This is a genomic window from Mycobacterium paraseoulense (assembly GCF_010731655.1).
GTDB classification, from domain to species: Bacteria; Actinomycetota; Actinomycetes; order Mycobacteriales; family Mycobacteriaceae; genus Mycobacterium; species Mycobacterium paraseoulense.
The window spans coordinates 1,149,807-1,170,683 of the sequence record NZ_AP022619.1 but is presented as its reverse complement, the minus strand read 5'-3'; the positions used below and the strand labels follow the sequence as shown (position 1 = coordinate 1,170,683).

8 protein-coding genes and 1 pseudogene are annotated in these 20,877 nt (G+C 70.2%); 7 read left to right on the top strand and 2 right to left on the bottom strand.

The window, feature by feature from the left end:
* Positions 1–52 precede the first annotated feature (52 nt).
* Both G6N51_RS05120 and G6N51_RS05115 read left to right on the top strand, forming a co-directional pair.
* Entirely contained in the window at positions 53–439 is a 387-nt protein-coding gene (locus G6N51_RS05120; RefSeq protein ID WP_083172674.1) for a PPOX class F420-dependent oxidoreductase, read from the top strand.
* 5 nt (positions 440–444) lie between these two features.
* A complete protein-coding gene (locus G6N51_RS05115; RefSeq protein ID WP_083172673.1) occupies positions 445–1,299 on the top strand; it encodes a type 1 glutamine amidotransferase domain-containing protein in 855 nt (284 codons plus the stop codon).
* A gap of 5 nt (positions 1,300–1,304) precedes the next feature.
* Here G6N51_RS05115 and G6N51_RS05110 read toward each other — a convergent pair whose 3' ends face one another.
* Positions 1,305–2,015, bottom strand: a complete 711-nt coding sequence (locus tag G6N51_RS05110; protein WP_083172672.1) for a dienelactone hydrolase family protein — start codon at positions 2,013–2,015, stop codon at positions 1,305–1,307.
* Between the two features lie 73 nt (positions 2,016–2,088).
* Between G6N51_RS05110 and G6N51_RS05105 the strand changes: the two genes are divergently transcribed.
* The 3 genes and pseudogenes from G6N51_RS05105 to lnt all read left to right on the top strand — a co-directional run bounded on the left by G6N51_RS05105 (position 2,089) and on the right by lnt (position 7,127).
* Positions 2,089–2,637 carry an FxsA family protein gene (locus tag G6N51_RS05105; protein ID WP_163750650.1) on the top strand — a complete coding sequence of 183 codons (549 nt, stop codon included), beginning with the start codon at positions 2,089–2,091 and terminating at the stop codon, positions 2,635–2,637.
* Between the two features lie 104 nt (positions 2,638–2,741).
* Positions 2,742–4,274: an amidohydrolase gene (locus G6N51_RS05100; RefSeq protein ID WP_142274906.1), complete on the top strand. Its 1,533-nt coding sequence runs from the start codon at positions 2,742–2,744 to the stop codon at positions 4,272–4,274.
* A 214-nt stretch (positions 4,275–4,488) separates the two neighbouring features.
* Positions 4,489–7,127, top strand: a pseudogene (gene lnt / locus G6N51_RS05095) (apolipoprotein N-acyltransferase).
* A 9-nt stretch (positions 7,128–7,136) separates the two neighbouring features.
* Here the strand turns inward: lnt and rbpA are convergent.
* Entirely contained in the window at positions 7,137–7,472 is a 336-nt protein-coding gene (gene rbpA, locus G6N51_RS05085; protein WP_007170328.1) for an RNA polymerase-binding protein RbpA, read from the bottom strand.
* 185 nt (positions 7,473–7,657) lie between these two features.
* On the opposite strand from rbpA, the gene G6N51_RS28930 reads away from it, so the two are divergent.
* Positions 7,658–8,017 (top strand): hypothetical protein, encoded by a 360-nt coding sequence (locus G6N51_RS28930; RefSeq protein WP_083170996.1) that lies wholly within the window; start codon positions 7,658–7,660, stop codon positions 8,015–8,017.
* A 337-nt stretch (positions 8,018–8,354) separates the two neighbouring features.
* The gene (locus tag G6N51_RS05075; protein WP_163750648.1) at positions 8,355–20,876 is read left to right on the top strand and encodes a type I polyketide synthase; all 12,522 of its coding nucleotides are present in this window, start codon (positions 8,355–8,357) and stop codon (positions 20,874–20,876) included.
* Position 20,877 lies beyond the last annotated feature (1 nt).

The following is a 20,877-nucleotide window of genomic DNA, read 5'->3' as shown; positions in this document are numbered from 1 at the left end:
GACTATCGCAGCTGACTGCCGAGAATGCAATGTGCGCGAGTAGGTTGGCACCGTGACGCCCACCTTCGCCGATCTCGCCAAGGCGCAATACATCCTGCTGACCACCTTCACCAGGGACGGCAAGCCCAAGCCGACGCCGATCTGGGCCGCCGCAGAGGGGGACCGGCTGCTGGTCATCACCGGAGAAAAGTCGTGGAAGGTCAAGCGGATCCGCAACACCCCCCGGGTCACGCTGGCCACCTGCACCATGCAGGGCCGCCCGACCAGTGAGGCCGTCGAAGGCACCGCCGCCATCCTCGACAAGTCGCAGACCGCGGCCGTCTACGACGCGATCGGGCGTCGGTACGGCATCGTGGGCAAAGTGTTCAACTTGTTCAGCAAGCTGCGCGGCGGCATGGAGAACAACGTCGGCCTGGAACTCAAAGTGGCCGCCACATAGGGCCCATGGGCACCGTCCTCATCCCGATCCCCGATCGCGACTTCGACCCCACCGAGGTGGCCGTCAGCTGGCGCGTCCTGACCGACAACGGTCATCGGGTGGTCTTCGCCACCGAAAGCGGGTCGCCCGGGGCGGCCGACGACATCATGGTGAGCGGTCGCGGCCTGGACATGTGGTCCGCCCTGCCGCTGCTGGGCGTCGTCCCGGTCATCGGGCTAATGTTGCGCGCGAATAAGGACGGGCGCTGTGCATACCGGGACATGTTGGCGTCGAACGAGTTTCAGCATCCGATCGCGTGGGCCCAAGCCGGCCTCGGCGGCATCGATGCGCTGCTGCTGCCCGGCGGGCATCGCGCCCGCGGAATGCGCAGCTACATCGACAGCGACATCCTGCACCGGCTCGTGGTAGCAGCCTTCAAAAGCGGTAGCGTCGTCGCCGCCATCTGTCACGGTGTACTGCTCGCCGCCCGCAGCGTCGACCCGGAAACGGGCCGCTCGGTGCTCTACGGGCGCAAGACCACCGCCCTGACGTGGGCGATGGAGCGCCTGGCGTGGCGGTTGACGCGCGTCACCCGATTCTGGGACCGCAACTACTATCGCACCTACACCGAGGAACCCGGCCAGCCCGGCGGTTACATGTCGGTGCAGGCGGAAGTGACTCGCGCACTTGAAGATCCGATGGATTTTCGCGATGTGGTGCGCGGTTCACCGGACTGGCGGCGCAAGACCTCCGGCATGGCGCGCGACACCGCGACGGACTCGCGGCCGGCGTTCGTCGTCGTCGACGGCAACTACGTGTCGGCGCGCTGGCCGGGTGACACTCACACCTTCGCGACGGTCCTGTCGCGAAAACTCAACTGAGGCAACTACGTCGTCGTCGACCCCGCCGCCAGATGTTCGCCGAAGAACGCGAAGACCCGGCTCCACGCGTCCTCGGTGGCCGCCCGGTCGTAGCCGAAACCGGTGATCCGAAGCAGCGGCTGAGCGGGCAATTCGTTGGCAAAGCTGTGACCGACGCCGGGATAGACCTTCACGTCGGCGGTGATGTTCTTGCGGGCGACCACCTCTTGCAGCTTCTCGGGCGCACCCCGGCCCAGCGGGTCGCGGGCGCCGAAGCTGGCCACGATCGGGCACGCCCCGTCGAGTGTCCTGTCGAGGTTGCGGGGCAGGGGAGCACCGTAGAACGGCGCGGAGGCGCCGAAACCCTTGGGCGACATCACCAGCGCGAACTGGCCGCCCATGCAGAAGCCCGCGATGCCGACCTGGCCGGAACATTGGGGCATGGCTTTCAGGTGATCGCGGGCGGCCACGATGTCGTCGAGGGCGCGGCCGCGCTGCGTCTGCAGCTCCTTCATGACCCTGGTGATACAGCGGATGCGCCCGCCCCGCGCGTACATGTTCGGAGTGATCGCCAGGTAACCGGCCTGGGCGATGCGCTTGTTCGTCGACTCCTTGTCCCGGCCGTATCCGAACGCGTCGTGGATCACCACCACACCGGGCCACGGGCCCTGACCCGAGGGCAGGTCCAGCAGCGCGTCGATCGGTCCGTCGGGCGTGTCGATCTCAATCGTGGTCATAGCGTCATCTAACTGCAATCGGCCCGGACACCACCATGGGAACTTCGGCTTGGCCGGCGCACGTTGGCGTGACATGTTGTCACGGCTGTTTCTGGTCTACGCCGTCGTCGAGCTGGCGGCGGTCATCGCCCTGGTATCGACGATCGGGTGGGGTTGGACGCTGCTGGCGCTGGTGGGCAGTTTCGTGCTCGGCTGGGTGCTTTTGGTGCCGATGACGGGCTCGCACCTGCTCCGCCAGGTCGGCCACCTGCGGTCCGGTCTCGCCGAGTCGCGCGCCGCGGTGCGGGACGGGACATTGGTGACGCTGGGCGCCCTGCTGGTTCTGATACCCGGACCGGTCACCACCGTGTTGGGGCTCTTGTTGCTGGTGCGGCCCGTCCGGTCGGCCGTCGGCCCGGGGTTGGCCGCGCTCGCGATGCGCGGCCTGCGGCGGCGGATGCCGCTGCTCGCCGAGACCACGCTGTTCGGTGCCGGCGTGCGTCACCGTGGCGCGGCCGCGGGTGACGGCTACCTCGACGGCTACATCGAGGGCGAGGTCGTCGACGTCCGGGACATCCGCCCGCCCGCCCTGCCCACCGAGCCGGTGCGCGGCGGGTACCCGGGGCGGCCCGCCTGGGACTGAACACTTCCCGCCGGCACACGTAGTTTTGCCCTGTGAGCGAGACGTCCACCACCCTGCTGGTCAACGGCCGGGTGTACAGCCCGACCCATCCCGACGCCACCGCCATGGCGGTGCGGGGCGACGTCGTCGCGTGGCTGGGCGGCGATGAGGTCGGCCGCGGCCTGTTTCCCGGCGCCGAGATCGAGGACCTGGACGGGGGCTTCGTGGCGCCGGGGTTCGTCGACAGCCACATCCATCTGACAGCGACCGGCCTGACGCTCAGCGGGCTGGACCTACGCGCGGCGCGTTCGCGGGCGCACTGCCTCCAGACGGTCGCCGACTACGCGGCCGCCCACCCTGACCGACCCGTGTGGGGGCACGGCTGGGACGAGTCGTCGTGGCCCGAGAACCGTCCGCCGGACACCGCCGACCTCGATGCCGTCCTCGGCGACCGGCCGGCCTATCTGTCCAGGATCGACGTCCACTCCGCGCTCGCCTCGACGGGGTTGCGCCGGCTGGTCGCGGACCTACCGGCGGCGGCCGGCTTCGCAGCCGACCGGCCGCTCACCGGCGACGCTCACCACCTGGTCCGCGCCGTCGCCCGCGAACTGTTGACGCCCGGCCAGCTGACCGACGCGCGCGCGGCCGCCCTGCGGGCCGCCGCGGCGGCCGGGATCGTCGCGGTGCACGAATGCGCCGGGCCCGATATCGGCGGGCTGGACGACTGGCTGCGGCTGCGGTCCCTCGATCACGGTGTCGAGGTGACCGGCTACTGGGGTGAGGCGGTGAGCACGCCCGCACGGGCACGCGCGCTGATCGAGCAGACCGGGGCGCGCGGGCTGGCCGGCGACCTGTTCGTCGACGGCGCCCTCGGATCACGCACCGCCTGGCTGCACGAGCCGTACGCCGACGCCGCGGACCGGCTCGGCACCTGCTATCTGGACCCCGACGCCATCGAGGCGCATGTGCGGGCCTGCACTGAAGCGGAGGTGACCGCCGGCTTCCATGTCATCGGCGACGCCGCCGTGACGGTGGTGGTCACCGCCTTCGAACGCGTGGTCGCCCAGCTCGGGCCGGTGGCCGTCGCCCGGTGCGGGCACCGCCTCGAGCACCTGGAAATGGTCACCGCCGAGCAGGCCGCCCAGCTGGGCCAGTGGGGCGTCATCGCTAGCGTGCAGCCCAACTTCGACGCGTTGTGGGGCGGGACCGAAGGCATGTACGCGCGCCGCCTCGGCGCCCACCGAGGCAGTCAGCTCAACCCGCTGGCGCTGTTAGCATCGCAAGGCGTGCCCCTCGCGCTAGGTTCCGACGCGCCGGTAACGGGCCTCGACCCGTGGGCGAGCGTGTGCGCGGCGGTCAACCATCACACCCCGGGCAGCGCGATCTCAGCGCGGGCCGCGTTCGCCGCCGCGACCCGTGGCGGCTGGCGGGCCGCCGGCGTCCACGACGGCAAGACGGGAACGCTGGTGCCCGGCGCACCGGCCTCCTACGCCGTCTGGGACGCGGGTCCCCTGGACGTCCACGCACCCCGCGACGCCGTCGCGCGCTGGTCGACCGACCCCCGCGCCAGGGTGCCGGCCCTGCCGCGCCTGGGCCCGACCGACACCCTGCCACGCTGCCGTCGAACGGTGCATCGGGGCGCTGTCATCCATGGCTAGGGAATGGTTCGGCGGAAAGGACCGTCCCGACCCGCTCGATCCGGTGGAGGACGTCCTCGCGGCGCACCCCGACACCGACCCGATCAGCGACGAGGCCGAATCGGAGCGCGACGACGAGCCGGCCACCGTCCTGCCGGGGCCCGAACCCGGCGCCGAGCCAGCCGACGACGGCGCCGCCGCCCCGCAAGCCGGCGGCGCGCCGCCGACGGACCGGATGGGGGCCGTGGGGCGCCGGGTGTTCGCGCGGCTGCCGGCCCTCGGGGCCGCCACGGTGCCGCGGCTGCCCCGGTTGGCGTGCGCGGTGGCGGGCGGCGCGCTGCTGTTCGCCAGCTTCCCGTCGCTGAACTGGTGGTGGGGCGCGGTCGTCGCGGCCGCGCTACTGGCGTGGGTGCTCAAGCACCCGGCGACCACGCCGGCGGGTGGGTTGGGCTACGGCTTCCTCTTCGGGTTGGCCTTCTATCTGCCGCTGCTGCCGTGGATCAGCATGCTCGTGGGTGCCGTGCCCTGGGTGGTGCTGGCGATGACGTGTGCGCTGTTCCCCGCCATGTTCGGCCTGTGCGCCGTGGTCGTGCGCCGGCTGCCGGGCTGGCCCGTCTGGTTCGCGCTGGTGTGGACGGCCCAGGAGTGGCTGAAGTCGATCGTCCCGTTCGGCGGCTTCCCGTGGGGGTCGGTGGCGTTCGGTCAAGCGCAGGGACCCTTCTTGCCGTTGGCCCAGCTCGGGGGCGCCGCGCTGCTCTCCATGGCGATCGTGCTGGTGGGATTCAGCGCGACCGCCATCGAGCTCGAGATCGTGAAGTGGTGGCACACCAGCCAGGCGGCGCGTCGCGGGCGCGAACCGGCCGACGCCGCTGCGACACCGCCCGCGGTGGTGCTCCCGGGCGTGTGCATCTGCCTGGTGATGTTCGCGTGCGTCGTCGTCTGGCCGCAGGTTCGGCACGCCGGCACCGGGTCCGGCGGCGAGCCGTCGGTCACCGTCGCGGTGGTGCAGGGCAACGTGCCGCGGCTCGGCCTCGACTTCAACGCCCAGCGCCGGGCGGTGCTCGACAACCACGTGCGCGAAACCCTGCGGCTGGCGGAGGACGTGCGCGCGGGCCAGGCGCCGCAACCGCAATTCGTCATTTGGCCGGAGGACTCCTCGGACATCGACCCACTGGCCAACGTCGACGCCGCGCTGGAGATATCGCAGGCCGCGACCGCGGTCGGGGCGCCAATCCTGATCGGCACCGTGTCGGAGCTGCCCGGCAGCCCGCCGGAGAATCCGCAGTACACCAACACCATGATCGTGTGGAATCCGTCCACCGGACCCGCCGATCGGCACGACAAGGAAATCGTGCAGCCATTCGGCGAATACCTGCCGATGCCGTGGCTGTTCAAGCATCTTTCCGGCTACGCCGACCGCGCCGGGAACATGGTGCCCCGCCCGGGCCGGGACGTCGTGCACATCGCGGGGGTTCCGGTGGGGGTCGCCACCTGCTGGGAGGTGATCTTCGACCGCGTCCCGCGCAAGGCGGTCCGCAACGGCGCCCAGTTGCTGGCCGTCCCGAGCAACAACGCCACCTTCAACAAGACCATGAGCGAACAGCAGCTGGGATTCGCCAAGGTGCGTGCTGTCGAGCACGACCGATACGTGGTGGTCGCCGGCACCACCGGGATCAGCGCGGTGATCGCGCCGGACGGCGCCGAGCTGGTGCGCACGGACTTCTTTCAGCCCGATTACCTGGACATCCAGGTACGCCTGAAGACGAAACTGACGCCGGCAACTCGCTGGGGTCCGCTGCTGCAGTGGTTTCTGGTCGCGGCGGCCGGCGCGGCCATCCTGGCGGGGATACGGCACAATGGATGGTTCCCGCGTCCGATTCGGCGGGGTTCCGAGGCCCCGGACGAATCCCCAGACGCCGGCCCGCCGCCGGCCGCAACCCCACCCGCCGAGGCCGACTCGGCCGGTCCGCCCGACGAGGGCGGGGACCAGACGCCGCCGGATGACGGCGGTGACTACACTCCGCTCCACGAGGGCGGCCGACGACCGTCGCGTAATTTCGGGCGACACAGAGGAGCTACATGACCACCGGCCAGCCGGCGCCCCGGGATCCGGGAAGTCGTCCCAGCGAGCGCGTCCTGGTGATCATCCCCACCTACAACGAGCGGGAGAACCTGCCGGTGATCCACCGGCGCCTGAAGGACGCGTGCCCGCACGTGCACCTGCTCATCGTCGACGACAGCAGTCCCGACGGCACCGGTGAGCTCGCCGAGGAACTTGCGGCCGCCGACGCCGGTCGCACCCACGTGATGCACCGCACCGCCAAGGACGGGCTGGGCGCGGCGTATCTGGCCGGCTTCGCCTGGGGCCTGAGCCGCGACTACTCGGTGCTGGTGGAGATGGACGCCGACGGCAGCCACGCTCCCGAACAGCTGCACCGCCTGCTGGACGCCGTCGACGCCGGGGCCGATCTGGCCATCGGGTCCCGCTACGTCGAAGGCGGGGCGGTGCGGAATTGGCCGTGGCGGCGCTGGGCGCTGTCGTGGACGGCCAACACCTATGCGCGGCTAGCGCTGGGAATCGGTGTCCATGACATCACCGCCGGATACCGCGCCTACCGGCGCGAAGTCCTCGAAGCGATCGGTCTCGACGCGGTGGACTCCAAGGGCTATTGCTTCCAGATCGACCTGACCTGGCGCACCGTGTGCAACGGCTTCGTCATTGCCGAGGTGCCGATCACCTTCACCGAACGTGAACTCGGCGTCTCGAAGATGAGCGGATCGAACATCCGCGAGGCCCTGGTCAAGGTCACCCGCTGGGGCATCGAGGGGCGCAAGACCCGCGCCGGCACCCAGCGCGCCGACCACCGCAGCTAAGCGGCCGGGTCAGCCGCGGCGGCGTGTCCGGATGATTTCGAGCCGCTCCTTGAGCAGCTCTTCGAGTTCTTCGACGCTGCGCCGCTCCAGCAGCATGTCCCAGTGCGTGCGCGGCGGCTTCACCTTCTTCGGCTCGGGCAGGTCGCCCTCGATCAGGGTGCCTTCCATGCCGTTGCGGCACAGCCAGGTGCCGGGGATCTCAGCGTCATCGGCGAAGGGAACCTCGAACTCTTCGCCGTTCTCCGTGCGGTACCGCGCGATCTGGCGCGGCGCGAGATCGTGGTTGCGGTCGGTCTCGTAGCTCACGGCTCCGAGACGACTGCCCCTAAGGACGCGATCAGCCATGTTGCTACTCCTCTAGGTATTTCGAACTTCTGGGCTGCTGCTCTTTTGGGCTGCTGTAGTGCAATTCTGTCCGCTTGGCAAACGTCGTGGCGCTCTGCGCAGTTCCCGGCTCGGTTGCCGGCGTACGCGACGCGACCTTCAATGATACCGGGATCGCCGCGCGATCCCGACTAAAGTCGGCAGGCGTGAGTCGTCGCACCCACCCGCAGCCGTGCCGCTGGTGCGGTCGAGACGTGTCCGACGCCGGGATGGGGCGTCGCCGCCAGTACTGCCGGCAGTCGTGCCGGCAGCGGGCGTACGAGCAACGCGCTTCTTTGACCCGGGGCGCCGCCGGGGCCGCACTCGCGTTGCCTGCCGACGCGGTGGTGCTGTCGGCCGACGACGCGGTCGACCTGTCCGACCGGGTCTACCAGGTGCGGTGCGCGGCCGAGGACGTCGTCACCGCCCTCGAAGAAGGAGCCCGGGCAGCCGAACTGCGCGAACTGTGCGACGTGCTGATCCGGGCCGCCCGAGCGGCCGACGGCTGGCGCCGGGCTGGTGTCTGAGCCGTCCTGACCACTGTCGATGCCCGGCCGGGTACAGTCGCGCCATGGCAGGCGCGTCGGTTGTATCCCGCTCTACCCAGGTCTGGACGGACCCCGGTACCCGCGGGCGCAACGACGCGTTTCGATCCCCTTGGACAAGGCGTTCCGCACGCCGAAGCCGGTCCTCCCGTAGCAGCCGGGAGCATCGGACGTTTTGAAATCCCGTCGGAGTTGGCCATACTCACCAGCGACATTCTTGGGCCGGAGAGCGGCACGGCATCGCATCGTGCAGCAATTTCCGTGACTCGGCGAGAGTCGCATCGGGGCAGCTGACGGCCAAGTTAGGCGAGAGGTAGTGGTGGTGGATCAACTCCAGCATGCGACCGAGGCGCTGCGGAAAGCGCTGGTCCAGGTCGAACGCCTGAAACGGACCAACCGTGCGCTGCTGGAGCGGTCCAGCGAACCGATCGCGATCGTCGGCATGTCCTGCCGTTTCCCCGGTGGGGTCGAGACACCCGAAGACCTGTGGCAGATGGTCGCCGACGGCCGCGACGTGATCACGGACTTCCCCGCCGATCGCGGCTGGGACCTGGCGGCCCTGTACGACCCGGACCCCGACGCGCGCCACAAGACCTACGCGCGGACCGGCGGTTTCGTGGACGGCGTCGCCGACTTCGACGCGGCCTTCTTCGGCATCGCTCCGAGCGAGGCGCTCGCGATGGACCCCCAACACCGGATGCTCCTGGAACTGTCGTGGGAGGCGTTGGAACGGGGTGGGATCGACCCCAGCGCGCTGCGGGGCAGCGCGACCGGCGTGTTCGCCGGCCTCATCGTCCAGGGCTACGGGATGCTCGCCGAGGAGATCGAGGGCTATCGCCTGACCGGCATGACCTCCAGCGTCGCCTCCGGTCGGGTGTCATACGTGCTGGGGCTCGAGGGCCCGGCGGTGTCGGTGGACACGGCGTGTTCGTCGTCGTTGGTGGCGTTGCACATGGCGGTGCAATCGCTGCGTTCGGGGGAGTGCGATCTGGCGCTGGCCGGCGGTGCGACGGTCAACGCCACCCCGACGGTCTTCGTCGAATTCAGCCGCCACCGGGGGCTGGCCCCTGACGGCCGGTCCAAGGCTTACGCCGGAGCGGCCGACGGCGTCGGCTGGTCGGAGGGCGGCGCGATGCTCGTCGTCGAGCGGCTCTCGGATGCGCGGCGGTTGGGTCATCCGGTGCTGGCGCTGGTCCGCGGCTCGGCGGTCAATCAGGACGGCGCATCCAACGGGTTGACCGCGCCGAATGGTCCGTCGCAGCAGCGGGTGGTGCGCGCGGCCCTGGCCAATGCCGGATTGTCGACGGCCGACGTCGACGTGGTCGAAGGCCACGGCACGGGCACCACGCTGGGCGACCCCATCGAGGCCCAGGCGTTGTTGGCGACATACGGCCAGGACCGGTCCGAGCCCCTGTGGCTGGGGTCGATCAAGTCCAACATGGGTCACACGCAGGCCGCGGCGGGTGCGGCCGGTGTGATCAAGATGGTCCAGGCCATGCGCCACGAAATGTTGCCGGCGACATTGCATGTCGACGTGCCCAGCCCGCATGTCGATTGGTCGGCGGGTTTGGTGTCGCTCCTGACGGAGCCGCAGCCCTGGCCGGCGAGTCGCGTCCAGCGGGCCGGCGTGTCGTCGTTCGGGATCAGCGGCACCAACGCACACGTGATCATCGAGGCGGCCCCCGCGCCCGAGCCGCCGGAGGACCGCCCGACGCCGGCGGCCATGCCTTGGGCGTTGTCCGCTAAATCCTTGCCGGCGTTGAGGTCTCAGGCTGATCGGCTGGCCGCGCATGTGCGCGGCCACGGTGAACTCGACGTCGCCGACGTGGCCTGGTCGCTGGCGGGGCGCGCGACCTTCGAGCATCGGGCCGTCGTCGTCGGCGGAGATCGGGACGGGTTGCTGGCCGGGCTGGACCAGTTGGCCGGCCCCGACGGTGAGGTCCCGACCGCTTCCGTCATCCAGGGCAGCGCCGGGCCGGCCGGCAAAAACGTCTTTGTGTTCCCCGGTCAGGGTTCCCAATGGCTTGGCATGGGCGTCGAATTGCTGGACACCGCACCGGTATTCGCCCAGCAGATCGACGCGTGCGCGGAGGCGTTCGCCGAGTTCGTCGATTGGTCGCTGATCGACGTCCTGCGGGGCGCCCCCGGTGCTCCGGGGATGGATCGCGTCGACGTGGTGCAGCCGGTGCTGTTCGCGGTGATGGTGTCGCTGGCCGAACTGTGGAAATCGATCGGAGTCAACCCGGACGCGGTGATCGGCCATTCGCAAGGGGAAATCGCCGCGGCGTACGTCGCCGGCGCCCTGTCGCTGCGCGACGCCGCGCGGGTGGTCACACTGCGCAGCACGTTGTTGCGGTCGCTGGCTCATTCCGGCGGCATGCTGTCGATCGCATGCAGCACCGAGCGGGCACGGGAATTGTTGGCGCCCTACGGCAATCGCGTCAGCATCGCGGCCGTCAACGGCCGTTCCGCGGTGGTGGTATCGGGTGAGGTGGCCGCGCTGGAGGAACTCGTCGGCTTCTGCGCGGACCTGGAGCTGCGCACCCGTCGGATCGACGTGGACTATGCGTCGCACTCGGTCGAGGTCGAGGCCATTCGTGACGAGCTGGCCGAGGCGCTGGCCGGTATCCAGCCGAGTTCGTCGCGCATCGCCTTCTTCTCCACGGTGACCGGAAACCGCTTGGACACAGCGGGTTTGGACGCAGCGTATTGGTATCGCAACATTCGGCAGACCGTGCAGTTCGACCAGGCGGTGCGCGCCGCATGCGAGCACGGGTACCGGACTTTCATCGAATCCAGTCCGCACCCCGCGCTGATCGCCGGCATCGAAGACACCTGCAACGACTGCACCGGCGGCGAGACCGAGGCCACCGTCATTCCCACCTTGGGCCGTGACGACGGCGGCCTCGAGCGGTTCCTGACTTCGGCCGCCGGCGCGTTCGTCGCGGGCGTGAGCGTGGATTGGCGCGGTCTCCTGGCCGGCGCGAGCTTCGTGGAGCTGCCGACGTACGCCTTTGACCGGCGCAGGTTTTGGCTGTCGGGAGAGGGTATCGGGGCCGACGCCGCGGGCTTGGGGCTGGTCACCAGCCAGCACGCGTTGCTCAGCGCGGTCGTGGAGCTGCCGGCCTCCGACGGGGTGCTGCTGACGGGTCGGCTGTCGCCCAGCCTGCAGGGTTGGTTGGCCGATCACGCGGTCTCCGGCGCCGCCGTGTTCCCGGGCGCGGGGTTCGTCGAGTTGGCGATCCGGGCCGGCGACCAAGTCGGCTGTTCGGTGGTGGACGAACTGACTCTCCAGGCACCCCTGATGCTGCCCGCCGCCAGTTCGGTTGCCGTGCAGGTGGTTGTCGGTCCCAGCGAAGAAGCGGGCCGGCGCGCCGTCTCGGTGTTTTCCCGCGCCGACGCCGGTTCCGGGTGGGTGTGTCACGCGGAGGGGGTTCTGAGCTCCCGGTCCATCGAGCCGAGCGCCGACCTGGCCGTGTGGCCGCCGGAGGGCGCGATCGCCGTGAATGTGGCCGACGGTTACGAGCGGCTGGCGGCGCACGGATACGGCTACGGCCCGGCCTTCAGGGGATTGACCGCGACGTGGATCCGCGGCGACGAGGTGTTCGCCGAGGTGAATTTGCCGGACGCGGCGGGCGGCGTCAGCGGGTTCGGAGTGCACCCGGCGTTGCTCGACGCGGCCATGCACGCCGTCATCATGGCGCAGCAGGCGGCAGGCCAGCCCGTCGAAGTGATGCTGCCCTTCTCCTGGCAGGACGTCTCCTTGCACGCCGCTGGTGCCAGCGCGGTGCGCGCCCGGATCGCGCCGACCAGTCCGGCGGCCGGTGGGGGCGCCACCGCAATCTCGATCGAGCTGGCCGACGGGCTCGGGTTACCGGTGCTGTCGGTGGGCGCCATGGTGGCCCGCCCGGTGAGCGAGCGGCAGCTGCGCGCGGCGGTGTCGGGTTCTGGCCCCGAGCGGCTCTTCGAGGTGACTTGGTCACCGGCCACTGTGGCGGCCGCTGGCCAGCCGGCGCCGCCCTACGAGATACTGGAATCGGTTGGTTCCGAAGGTGATCCGGTCCTCGCGACTTATCAGCGGACCCACCAGGTGCTGACCGCCGTGCAGGCGTGGTTGACCGAGCGCGATTCCGGTGTGCTGATCGTGGCGACTCGCGGAGCCGTCGGACTGGCCGGCGAGGACGTCGGCGACCTGCCCGGCGCGGCGGTGTGGGGACTGGTGCGCTCGGCGCAGACGGAGCACCCCGGGCGTATCGTCCTCGTGGATTCCGATGGGCCACTGGATGATCGGATGGCGACGTCGGCGCTCGCGGCGGGCGAGCCGCAGGTATTGCTGCGCAACGGCCAGGTCTATACGGCGAGGGTGCGGCCCAGCCGCGCGGTCGACGACCTCCTGGTCCCCCCGGCGGACGGACCCTGGCGCTTGGGTATCGGTAACGCCGGCACCTTCGAAAACCTGCAATTGGAGCCGGTTCCCAACGCCGGCGCGCCATTGGAGCCGGGTCAGGTGCGGGTGGCGCTGCGCGCGATCGCCGCCAACTTCCGCGACATCATGATCACCCTCGGCATGTTCACCCACGACGCGCTGCTCGGCGGCGAAGGCGCCGGCGTGGTGACAGAGGTCGGCCCGGGCGTCACCGAATTCGCCGTCGGCGACTCGGTTTACGGCTTCTTCCCCGACGGCAGCGGCACGCTGGTCCCAGGCGACGTCCGCCTGCTACAGCCGATGCCGGCGGATTGGTCATACGCCGAAGCCGCCGCCATCTCCGCCGTCTTCACCACCGCCTACATGGCCTTCGTGCACCTGGCCGATGTCAAGCCGGGGCAGCGGGTGCTGGTGCATGCCGCCGCCGGTGGTGTCGGCATGGCCGCGGTCCAGTTGGGCCGGCACCTGGGTCTCGAGATCTTCGCGACGGCGAGCAAGGGTAAGTGGGACACGTTGCGGGCCATGGGGTTCGACGAGGACCACATCTCGGATTCCCGCAGCCTGGACTTCGAGGAGAAGTTCCGGGCGGTCACCGGTGGCCGGGGCATGGATGTGGTGCTGGATTCGCTGGCCGGCGACTTCGTCGATGCCTCCCTGCGACTCGTCGCCCCCGGTGGCGTGTTCCTGGAGATGGGTAAGACCGACATCCGTGACCCCGGCGTCATCGCCCAGGAGTACCCGGGCGTGCGTTACCGCGCGTTCGACCTCTTCGAGCCCGGCCGTCCCCGGATGCACCAGTGGATGATCGAGCTGGCCGGGCTTTTCGACGCCGGTGTGTTGACGCCGTTGCCGGTGACCACTTTCGACATCCGGCGCGCTCGTGCGGCGTTGCGGTACCTGAGCCAGGCCCGCCACATCGGCAAGGTCGTCATGACGGTTCCGGACGGGTGGGCGGCGGGCACGGTGCTGATCACGGGTGGGACCGGAATGGCGGGTTCGACGCTGGCCCGCCACTTGGTGACCCAACACGGAGTGCAGAACCTGGTGTTGCTGAGCCGCAGCGGTCCCGACGCGCCGGGCTCCGCCGAGCTGATCGCCGAACTACGGGAAGCCGGCGCCCGGGTGCGCGCGGTCGCGTGCGATGCGGCCGACCGTGCGGCCCTGGCCTCGGTGATCGACGATATTCCGGCGAGCCATCCGCTCACCGGCGTGATCCATGCCGCCGGCGTCCTCGACGACGCGGTGCTCACGTCGTTGACTCCGGAGCGCGTGGATGCCGTGTTGCGCGCCAAGGTCGATGCGGCCTGGAACCTGCACGAGCTCACCCGCGAGCTCGACCTCTCCGTGTTCGTGATGTTTTCGTCCATGGCGGGTCTGGTCGGGTCTTCGGGCCAGGCCAACTACGCGGCGGCCAACTCGTTCCTGGACGGATTGGCCGCGCATCGGCGGGCCCATGGGTTGCCGGCGATCTCGCTGGGATGGGGCTTGTGGGATCAGGCCAGCGCCATGACCGGTGGGCTGGACGCCGCCGACCTCGCCCGGCTCGGCCGCGACGGCATTCAGCCCTTGACCTCCGACGAGGCGATGGACTTGTTCGACACCGCACTGATCGTCGATGAGCCGTTCATGGCGCCCGCGCGCATCGACCTGAGTGCGCTGCGTGCCCACGCCGCGGCGGTGCCGCCCATGTTCGCCGATCTGGTCAACGCGCCCGTGCGGCGCCAGGTCGACGACTCGCTGGCGGCCGCGAAGTCGAAATCGGCTCTGGCGCACCGTCTGCACGGGCTGCCCGAAGCAGAACAGCACGCCGTGCTGCTGGACCTGGTCCGCTCGCACATCGCCACCGTCTTGGGGAACACCACCCCGGAGGCGATCGACCCGGACAAGGCGTTCCAGGACTTGGGTTTCGACTCGCTGACGGCCGTCGAGATGCGTAACCGGCTGAAAACCGCGACCGGGCTGGCGCTTTCACCCACCCTCATCTTCGACTACCCGACACCGAACGGCCTCGCCGGCTACATCCGCAGCGAACTCGCCGGAGTGCCACGGGAAGTCACGCCAACCCCGGTGGTTCGCGCCGCCGGCGACGACCCGATCGTGATCGTCGGCATGGCGTGCCGCTATCCGGGCGGGGTGAATTCCCCCGATGACCTGTGGCGGATGCTCGTCGAGCGCCGCGACGTGCTCTCGGACTTTCCCACCGACCGTGGCTGGGACCTGTCGGGCATCTACAACCCGGATCCCGACGTCCCGGGCACCTGCTACACCCGCACCGGCGGATTCGTGGAAGGTGTCGCGGACTTCGACCCCGCCTTCTTCGGGATCGCGCCGAGCGAGGCGCTGGCAATGGATCCCCAGCAGCGGATGTTCCTCGAGCTCGCGTGGGAAGCCTTGGAGCGGGCCGGAATCGAACCCGGCGCGTTGCGCGGCAGCGCGACCGGCATGTTCGCCGGGGTGTACACGCAGGGCTACGGGATGGGCGCCGCCCCGGCCGCGGAGGGTTTCCGCCTGACCGGGCAGTCGTCGAGCGTGGCGTCGGGCCGGGTGTCCTACGTGCTGGGCTTGGAGGGCCCCGCGGTGTCGGTGGACACGGCGTGCTCGTCGTCGTTGGTGGCGTTGCACATGGCGGCGCAGTCGCTGCGCTCGGGGGAGTGCGACCTGGCGCTGGCGGGTGGCGTCACCGTGAATGCCACACCCGACATCTTCGTGGAGTTCAGCCGGATGCGCGGGCTGTCCGCCGACGGCCGGTGCAAGGCGTACGCGGGGGCCGCCGACGGCACCGGATTCTCCGAAGGCGGCGGCATGCTGGTCGTGGAGCGGCTCTCGGATGCGCGGCGGTTGGGCCACCCGGTGCTGGCGGTGGTGCGGGGTTCGGCAATCAATCAGGACGGCGCGTCCAACGGCTTGACCGCGCCGAATGGTCCGTCGCAGCAACGGGTGGTGCGCGCGGCGTTGGCCAATGCCGGACTGTCCGCGACCGAGGTCGACGTGGTCGAAGGCCACGGCACGGGAACCACATTGGGCGATCCCATCGAGGCCCAGGCGTTGCTGGCGACTTACGGGCAAGACCGGGCCGAGCCGCTCCTGCTGGGATCGATCAAGTCGAACATGGGCCACACGCAGGCGGCCGCCGGCGTGGCCGGTGTGATCAAGATGGTGCTGGCGATGCGTCACGACCTGCTGCCGGCGACGCTGCACGTCGACGAACCCAGCCCGCACGTCGACTGGTCGGTGGGATCGGTGGCGTTGCTCACCGAGCCGCAGCCCTGGCCGGCGAACCGTCCGCGCCGGGCCGGCGTGTCGTCGTTCGGCATCAGCGGCACCAACGCGCACGTGATCATCGAGGCCGCGCCCGCGGAGGCCGCCCCTGTCGTGCAGCGCTCCACAGCGCCGGTCGTGCCATGGGTGGTGTCGGCAAAGTCGTTGTCGGCATTGGGTTCCCAGGCGGCGCGGCTCGCAGGGCACCTGCGCGAGCGGGACGGGCTCGACGCCGGCGACGTGGCCTGGTCGTTGGCGGGCCGATCCAACTTCGAGCACCGCGCCGTCGTCGTCGGCGGTGACCGCGAGCAGTTGCTGGCCGGCCTGGACGAGTTGGCCACCGGTGAAGCCGGATCGGTCGTTCAGGGGACGGCGACGCCCGGCGGCAAGACCGTTTTCGTCTTTCCCGGGCAGGGCGCCCAGACACTCGGCATGGGAATGGGCCTGCACGCCGCCTACCCGGTGTTCGCCGAGGCGTTCAACGCGGTGGTTGCTGAGCTCGACCGGCACCTGCTGCGGCCGTTGCGCGAGGTCATGTGGGGCCACGACGAAAACCTGTTGAATACCACCGAATTCGCGCAGCCGGCGTTGTTCGCGGTGGAAGTCGCCCTCTTCCGGTTGCTCGAATCCTGGGGTGTCCAGCCCGACTTCGTGCTGGGCCACTCGATCGGGGAGTTGTCGGCCGCGCACGTCGCCGGCGTCCTGTCGCTGGAGAACGCGGCGGTCCTGGTGGCCGCCCGCGGCCGCTTCATGCAAGCCCTGCCGCAGGGCGGGGCGATGATCGCCGTGCAGGCGACCGAAGACGAAGTGCGGCCGCTGTTGGGGCCCGAGGTCGGCATCGCCGCCGTCAACGGGCCTGCGTCGGTTGTTATTTCGGGCGCTGAGGACCAAGTGGAGGCGATGGCGGACCGACTGCGCGCCGACGGCCGCCGCGTCCACCGATTGGCGGTGTCCCACGCGTTCCACTCGCCGCTGATGGATCCGATGATCGATGAATTCGGCACGGTGGCAGCCGGGCTCGCCGTCGGCAAACCGGCGATACCGATCGTGTCGAACCTGACCGGCCAGCCGGCCGCCGACGACTTCGCTTCGCCGGCCTACTGGAAACGGCACATCCGCGAGGCGGTGCGGTTCGCCGACAGCGTGCGCTTCGTACACTCGGCCGGCGGAACCCGCTTCCTCGAAGTCGGCCCCAACAGCGGCCTGACGGCATCGATCGAAGAAACGCTTCCCGACGCCCCCGCGATCACCATCTCGGCGCTGCGCAAGGACCGCCCCGAACCGGTGACCCTCATGCGCGCCGTCGCGCAAGGATTCGTCGCCGGGATGGACGTGGATTGGCGCGCGGCCGTCGGTAAAGCCAATTTCGTGGAGCTGCCCACCTATGCGTTTGAGCGCCGGAGGTTTTGGCTGTCCGGCGAGGGCGCCCCGGTTGACGCCGCGGGGTTGGGGCTCGCTCCCGGCGAGCATGCGCTGCTCGGTGCGGTGGTGGAACTGCCGGCGTCGGGCGGGGTGGTGTTGACCGGCCGGCTGTCGCCCACCGCGCAGGGCTGGCTGGCCGACCACGCCGTCGGCGGTGTGGTGCTGTTCCCGGGCGCGGGATTCGTGGAGCTGGCGATCCGCGCCGGCGACGAAGTGGGCTGCGGCGTGGTCGACGAGCTGAATTTGGCTGCGCCGCTGGTGTTGCCGGGTTCGGGATCGGTCGCGGTGCAGGTAGTGGTCGGTGGTGCCGACGAATCGGGCGCCCGCGCCGTGTCGGTCTTTTCGCGTGCCGACGCGGGTTCGGGTTGGTCGTTGCACGCCGAGGGTGTGCTGCGCGCCGGCTCCGTCCAGCCCAGTGTCGATCTGTCGGCGTGGCCACCGATGGGTGCCACCCCGGTGGACGTCGGCGACGGCTATGAGCGCCTGGCCGCCCGCGGGTACGGATACGGGCCCGCGTTCCGAGGCCTGACCGGGATGTGGCGTCGCGGCGACGAGGTTTTCGCGGAGGTCACCCTGCCCGCCGACGCGGGGGTCTCGCCGGCCGGTTTCGGTGTCCACCCGGTGATGCTCGACGCGGCGCTACACGCCGTGATCTTGACGTCTGACGGCGACGATCTCCCCGAAGGTTCGATGCTGGTGCCATTCTCGTGGCAGCAGGTGTCGCTGCACGCCGCGGGCGCGACGGCGGTGCGGGCGCGGATCGTGCCGGTGAGCGATTCGGCGGTGTCGATCGAGCTGGCGGACGGTCTGGGGCTGCCGGTGCTCTCGGTCGCCTCGATGGTGGCCCGGCCGGTGACCGACCAGCAGCTGATGGCGGCGGTGTCGAATTCGGGACCGGACCGGCTGTTCGAGGTGGTCTGGTCGGCGCAGCGGTCGACGTCGGTGCAGCCCGTCACGGTGTCTGGTTGGGGCGCAACCGAATCGGATGACTCCCGGCCGCAACCGTCGGCGGTGGTCTTCGAGTCGGCGCCGGTGTCCGACGATGTTGTGGCCGAGGTCTACGCGGCCACCCGCGCGGTGTTGCCCGTCCTGCAGTCCTGGCTGGCCCGCGACGGGGCGGGCACCTTGATAGTGGCGACGCGCGGCGCGATGACGTTGCCGGGGGAGGACGTCACCGACCTCGCCGGCGCGGCGGTGTGGGGCCTGGTGCGGTCGGCGCAGACCGAACACCCCGGCCGGATCGTCCTCGTCGACACCGATAGCCCGTTGGACGATGAGTCGGCCGCCGCCGCCCTGTCGGTCGGCGAGCCGCAGGTATTGCTGCGCGGCGGGGCGGTGTACACCGCCCGGGTGCATGGCAGCCGCGCCGTCGGCGGTCTGCTGGTGCCCCCGGCCGACGGGCCGTGGCGACTGGGCATGAGCAGTTCCGGCACGTTCGAGAATCTGCGGTTGGAACGGATCCCGGACGCCGACGCCGCGCTGGAGCCGGGGCAGGTGCGCGTCGCGCTGTCGGCGCTGGCCGCCAACTTCCGTGACGTGATGATCGCGCTGGGGCTGTATCCGGATCCCGAGGCCGTCATGGGTATCGAGGCCTCCGGCGTCGTCGTGGAAACCGGCCCGCAAACGGGCTCGGACGAGCCACGTTTCGCGATCGGCGACCGCGTGATGGGGCTGTTCCCCGACGGCACCGGAACGATCGCCAGGACGGATCAGCGCCTGCTCGCCAAGATGCCGGCCGGCTGGTCGCACACGGCGGCTGCCACGACCACGGTGGTGTTCGCGACGGCCTTCTACGCGCTGGTGGACCTGGCGGCCGCCAAGCGGGGCCAGCGGGTGCTGGTGCACGCCGCCACCGGTGGCGTCGGCATGGCCGCGGTCCAGCTGGCCCGCCATCTGGGATTGGAAGTGTTCGCCACCGCCAGCCGCGGCAAGTGGGACACGCTGCGGGACATGGGCTTTGACGAGGATCACATCTCGGATTCCCGCAGCCTGGACTTCGAGGAAAAGTTCCGGGCGGTCACCGGTAGGACCGGCGTGGCGGGGATGGATGTGGTGCTGGATTCGCTGGCCGGCGACTTCGTGGATGCCTCCCTGCGACTCGTCGCCCCCGGTGGCGTGTTCCTGGAGATGGGCAAGACCGACATGCGCGAGCCCGAGGTGGTGGCCCAGGAACATCCCGGCGTGCGCTATCGCGCGTTCGATCTGTTCGAGGCCGGCCCGGACCGCATTGCGCAGATCCTCGACGAGCTGGTCGCCTTGTTCGGTGACGACGTGCTCCGGCCGTTGCCGGTGACCAGGTTTGACGTGCGGCGCGCGCCGGCGGCGTTGCGGTATCTGAGCCAGGCCCGCCACGTCGGCAAGGTTGTCATGACCCTGCCGGACGCCTGGGCGGCCGGCACGGTGTTGATCACCGGTGCCACCGGGATGGCGGGTTCGGCGTTGGCCCGCCACGTGGTGGCGCGCCACGGGGCGCGGAATCTGGTGTTGGTGAGCCGGCGCGGTCTGGACGCGCCGGGGGCCGCGGAGTTGGTGACGGAGCTCGGCGCCGCCGGTGCCCAGGTGCAGGTGGTGGCCTGCGATGCCGCCGACCGCGAGGCCCTGGCCAAGGTGATCGCCGATATCCCGGTGCAGCGGCCGCTGTCGGGAGTGCTTCACGCGGCCGGCGTCCTCGACGACGCGGTGATTTCATCGCTGACCCCGGAGCGGGTGGCCGCGGTGTTGCGGGCCAAGGTCGACGCGGCGTGGAACCTGCACGAGCTGACCCGCGACCTGGATGTGTCGGCGTTCGTGCTGTTTTCATCGATGGCCGGATTGGCGGGAGCGTCGGGTCAGGCCAACTATGCGGCGGCCAACTCGTTCCTGGACGGGTTGGCCGTGCACCGGCGCATGCACGGGTTGCCGGCGATGTCGTTGGCCTGGGGACTGTGGGACCAGGCCAGCGCGATGACCGGCGCGCTCGGTGCGGCCGACCGTGCCCGGTTCGGGCGCGACGGGATTGTCGCGATGTCCTCGGACGAGGCGTTGGAACTGCTCGACACCGCGCTCGTCGTCGACGAGCCGTTCCTGTTGCCCGCCCACATCGACCGTGCCGCCCTGCGGGTCAAGTTCGACGGTGGAACGTTGCCGCCGATGTTCGTCGATCTGATCAACGCGCCGACCCGTCGCCAGGTCGACGATTCGCTGGCCGCGGCGAAGTCGAAATCGGCCCTGCTGCAGCGCCTGGAAGGATTGCCCGAGGACGAGCAACATGCGGTTCTGCTGGACTTGGTGCGATCCAACATCGCCACCGTGCTCGGCAACTCCAGCCCGGAGTCCATCGATCCGGACCGCGCATTCCAGGAGCTGGGCTTCGACTCGCTGACCGCTGTCGAGATGCGTAACCGGCTGAAATCCGCTACCGGCCTTGCGCTGTCGCCGACGCTGATCTTCGACTATCCCAACTCCGCCGCGCTGGCCGGTTACATGCACCGAGAACTCGTCGGAGCAACCGAGCAACAGAGCCCTGTCGCGGCGCCCGGGGAGGCCGAGATCCAGCGCGCGGTGGGGTCGATTCCGGTCAAGCGCCTGCGGCAGGCCGGGGTGCTGGAGCTGTTGCTCGCGTTGGCAAACGAGGCCGACGGCGGTCGGGCCGACGGGCAGTCCCCGGGGGCGGCGGTGACCTCGGAGAAGGATATCGCGGACATGGACCTCGAGGACTTGGTCAACGCGGCGCTGATGGACGACGACGACGAGTAAC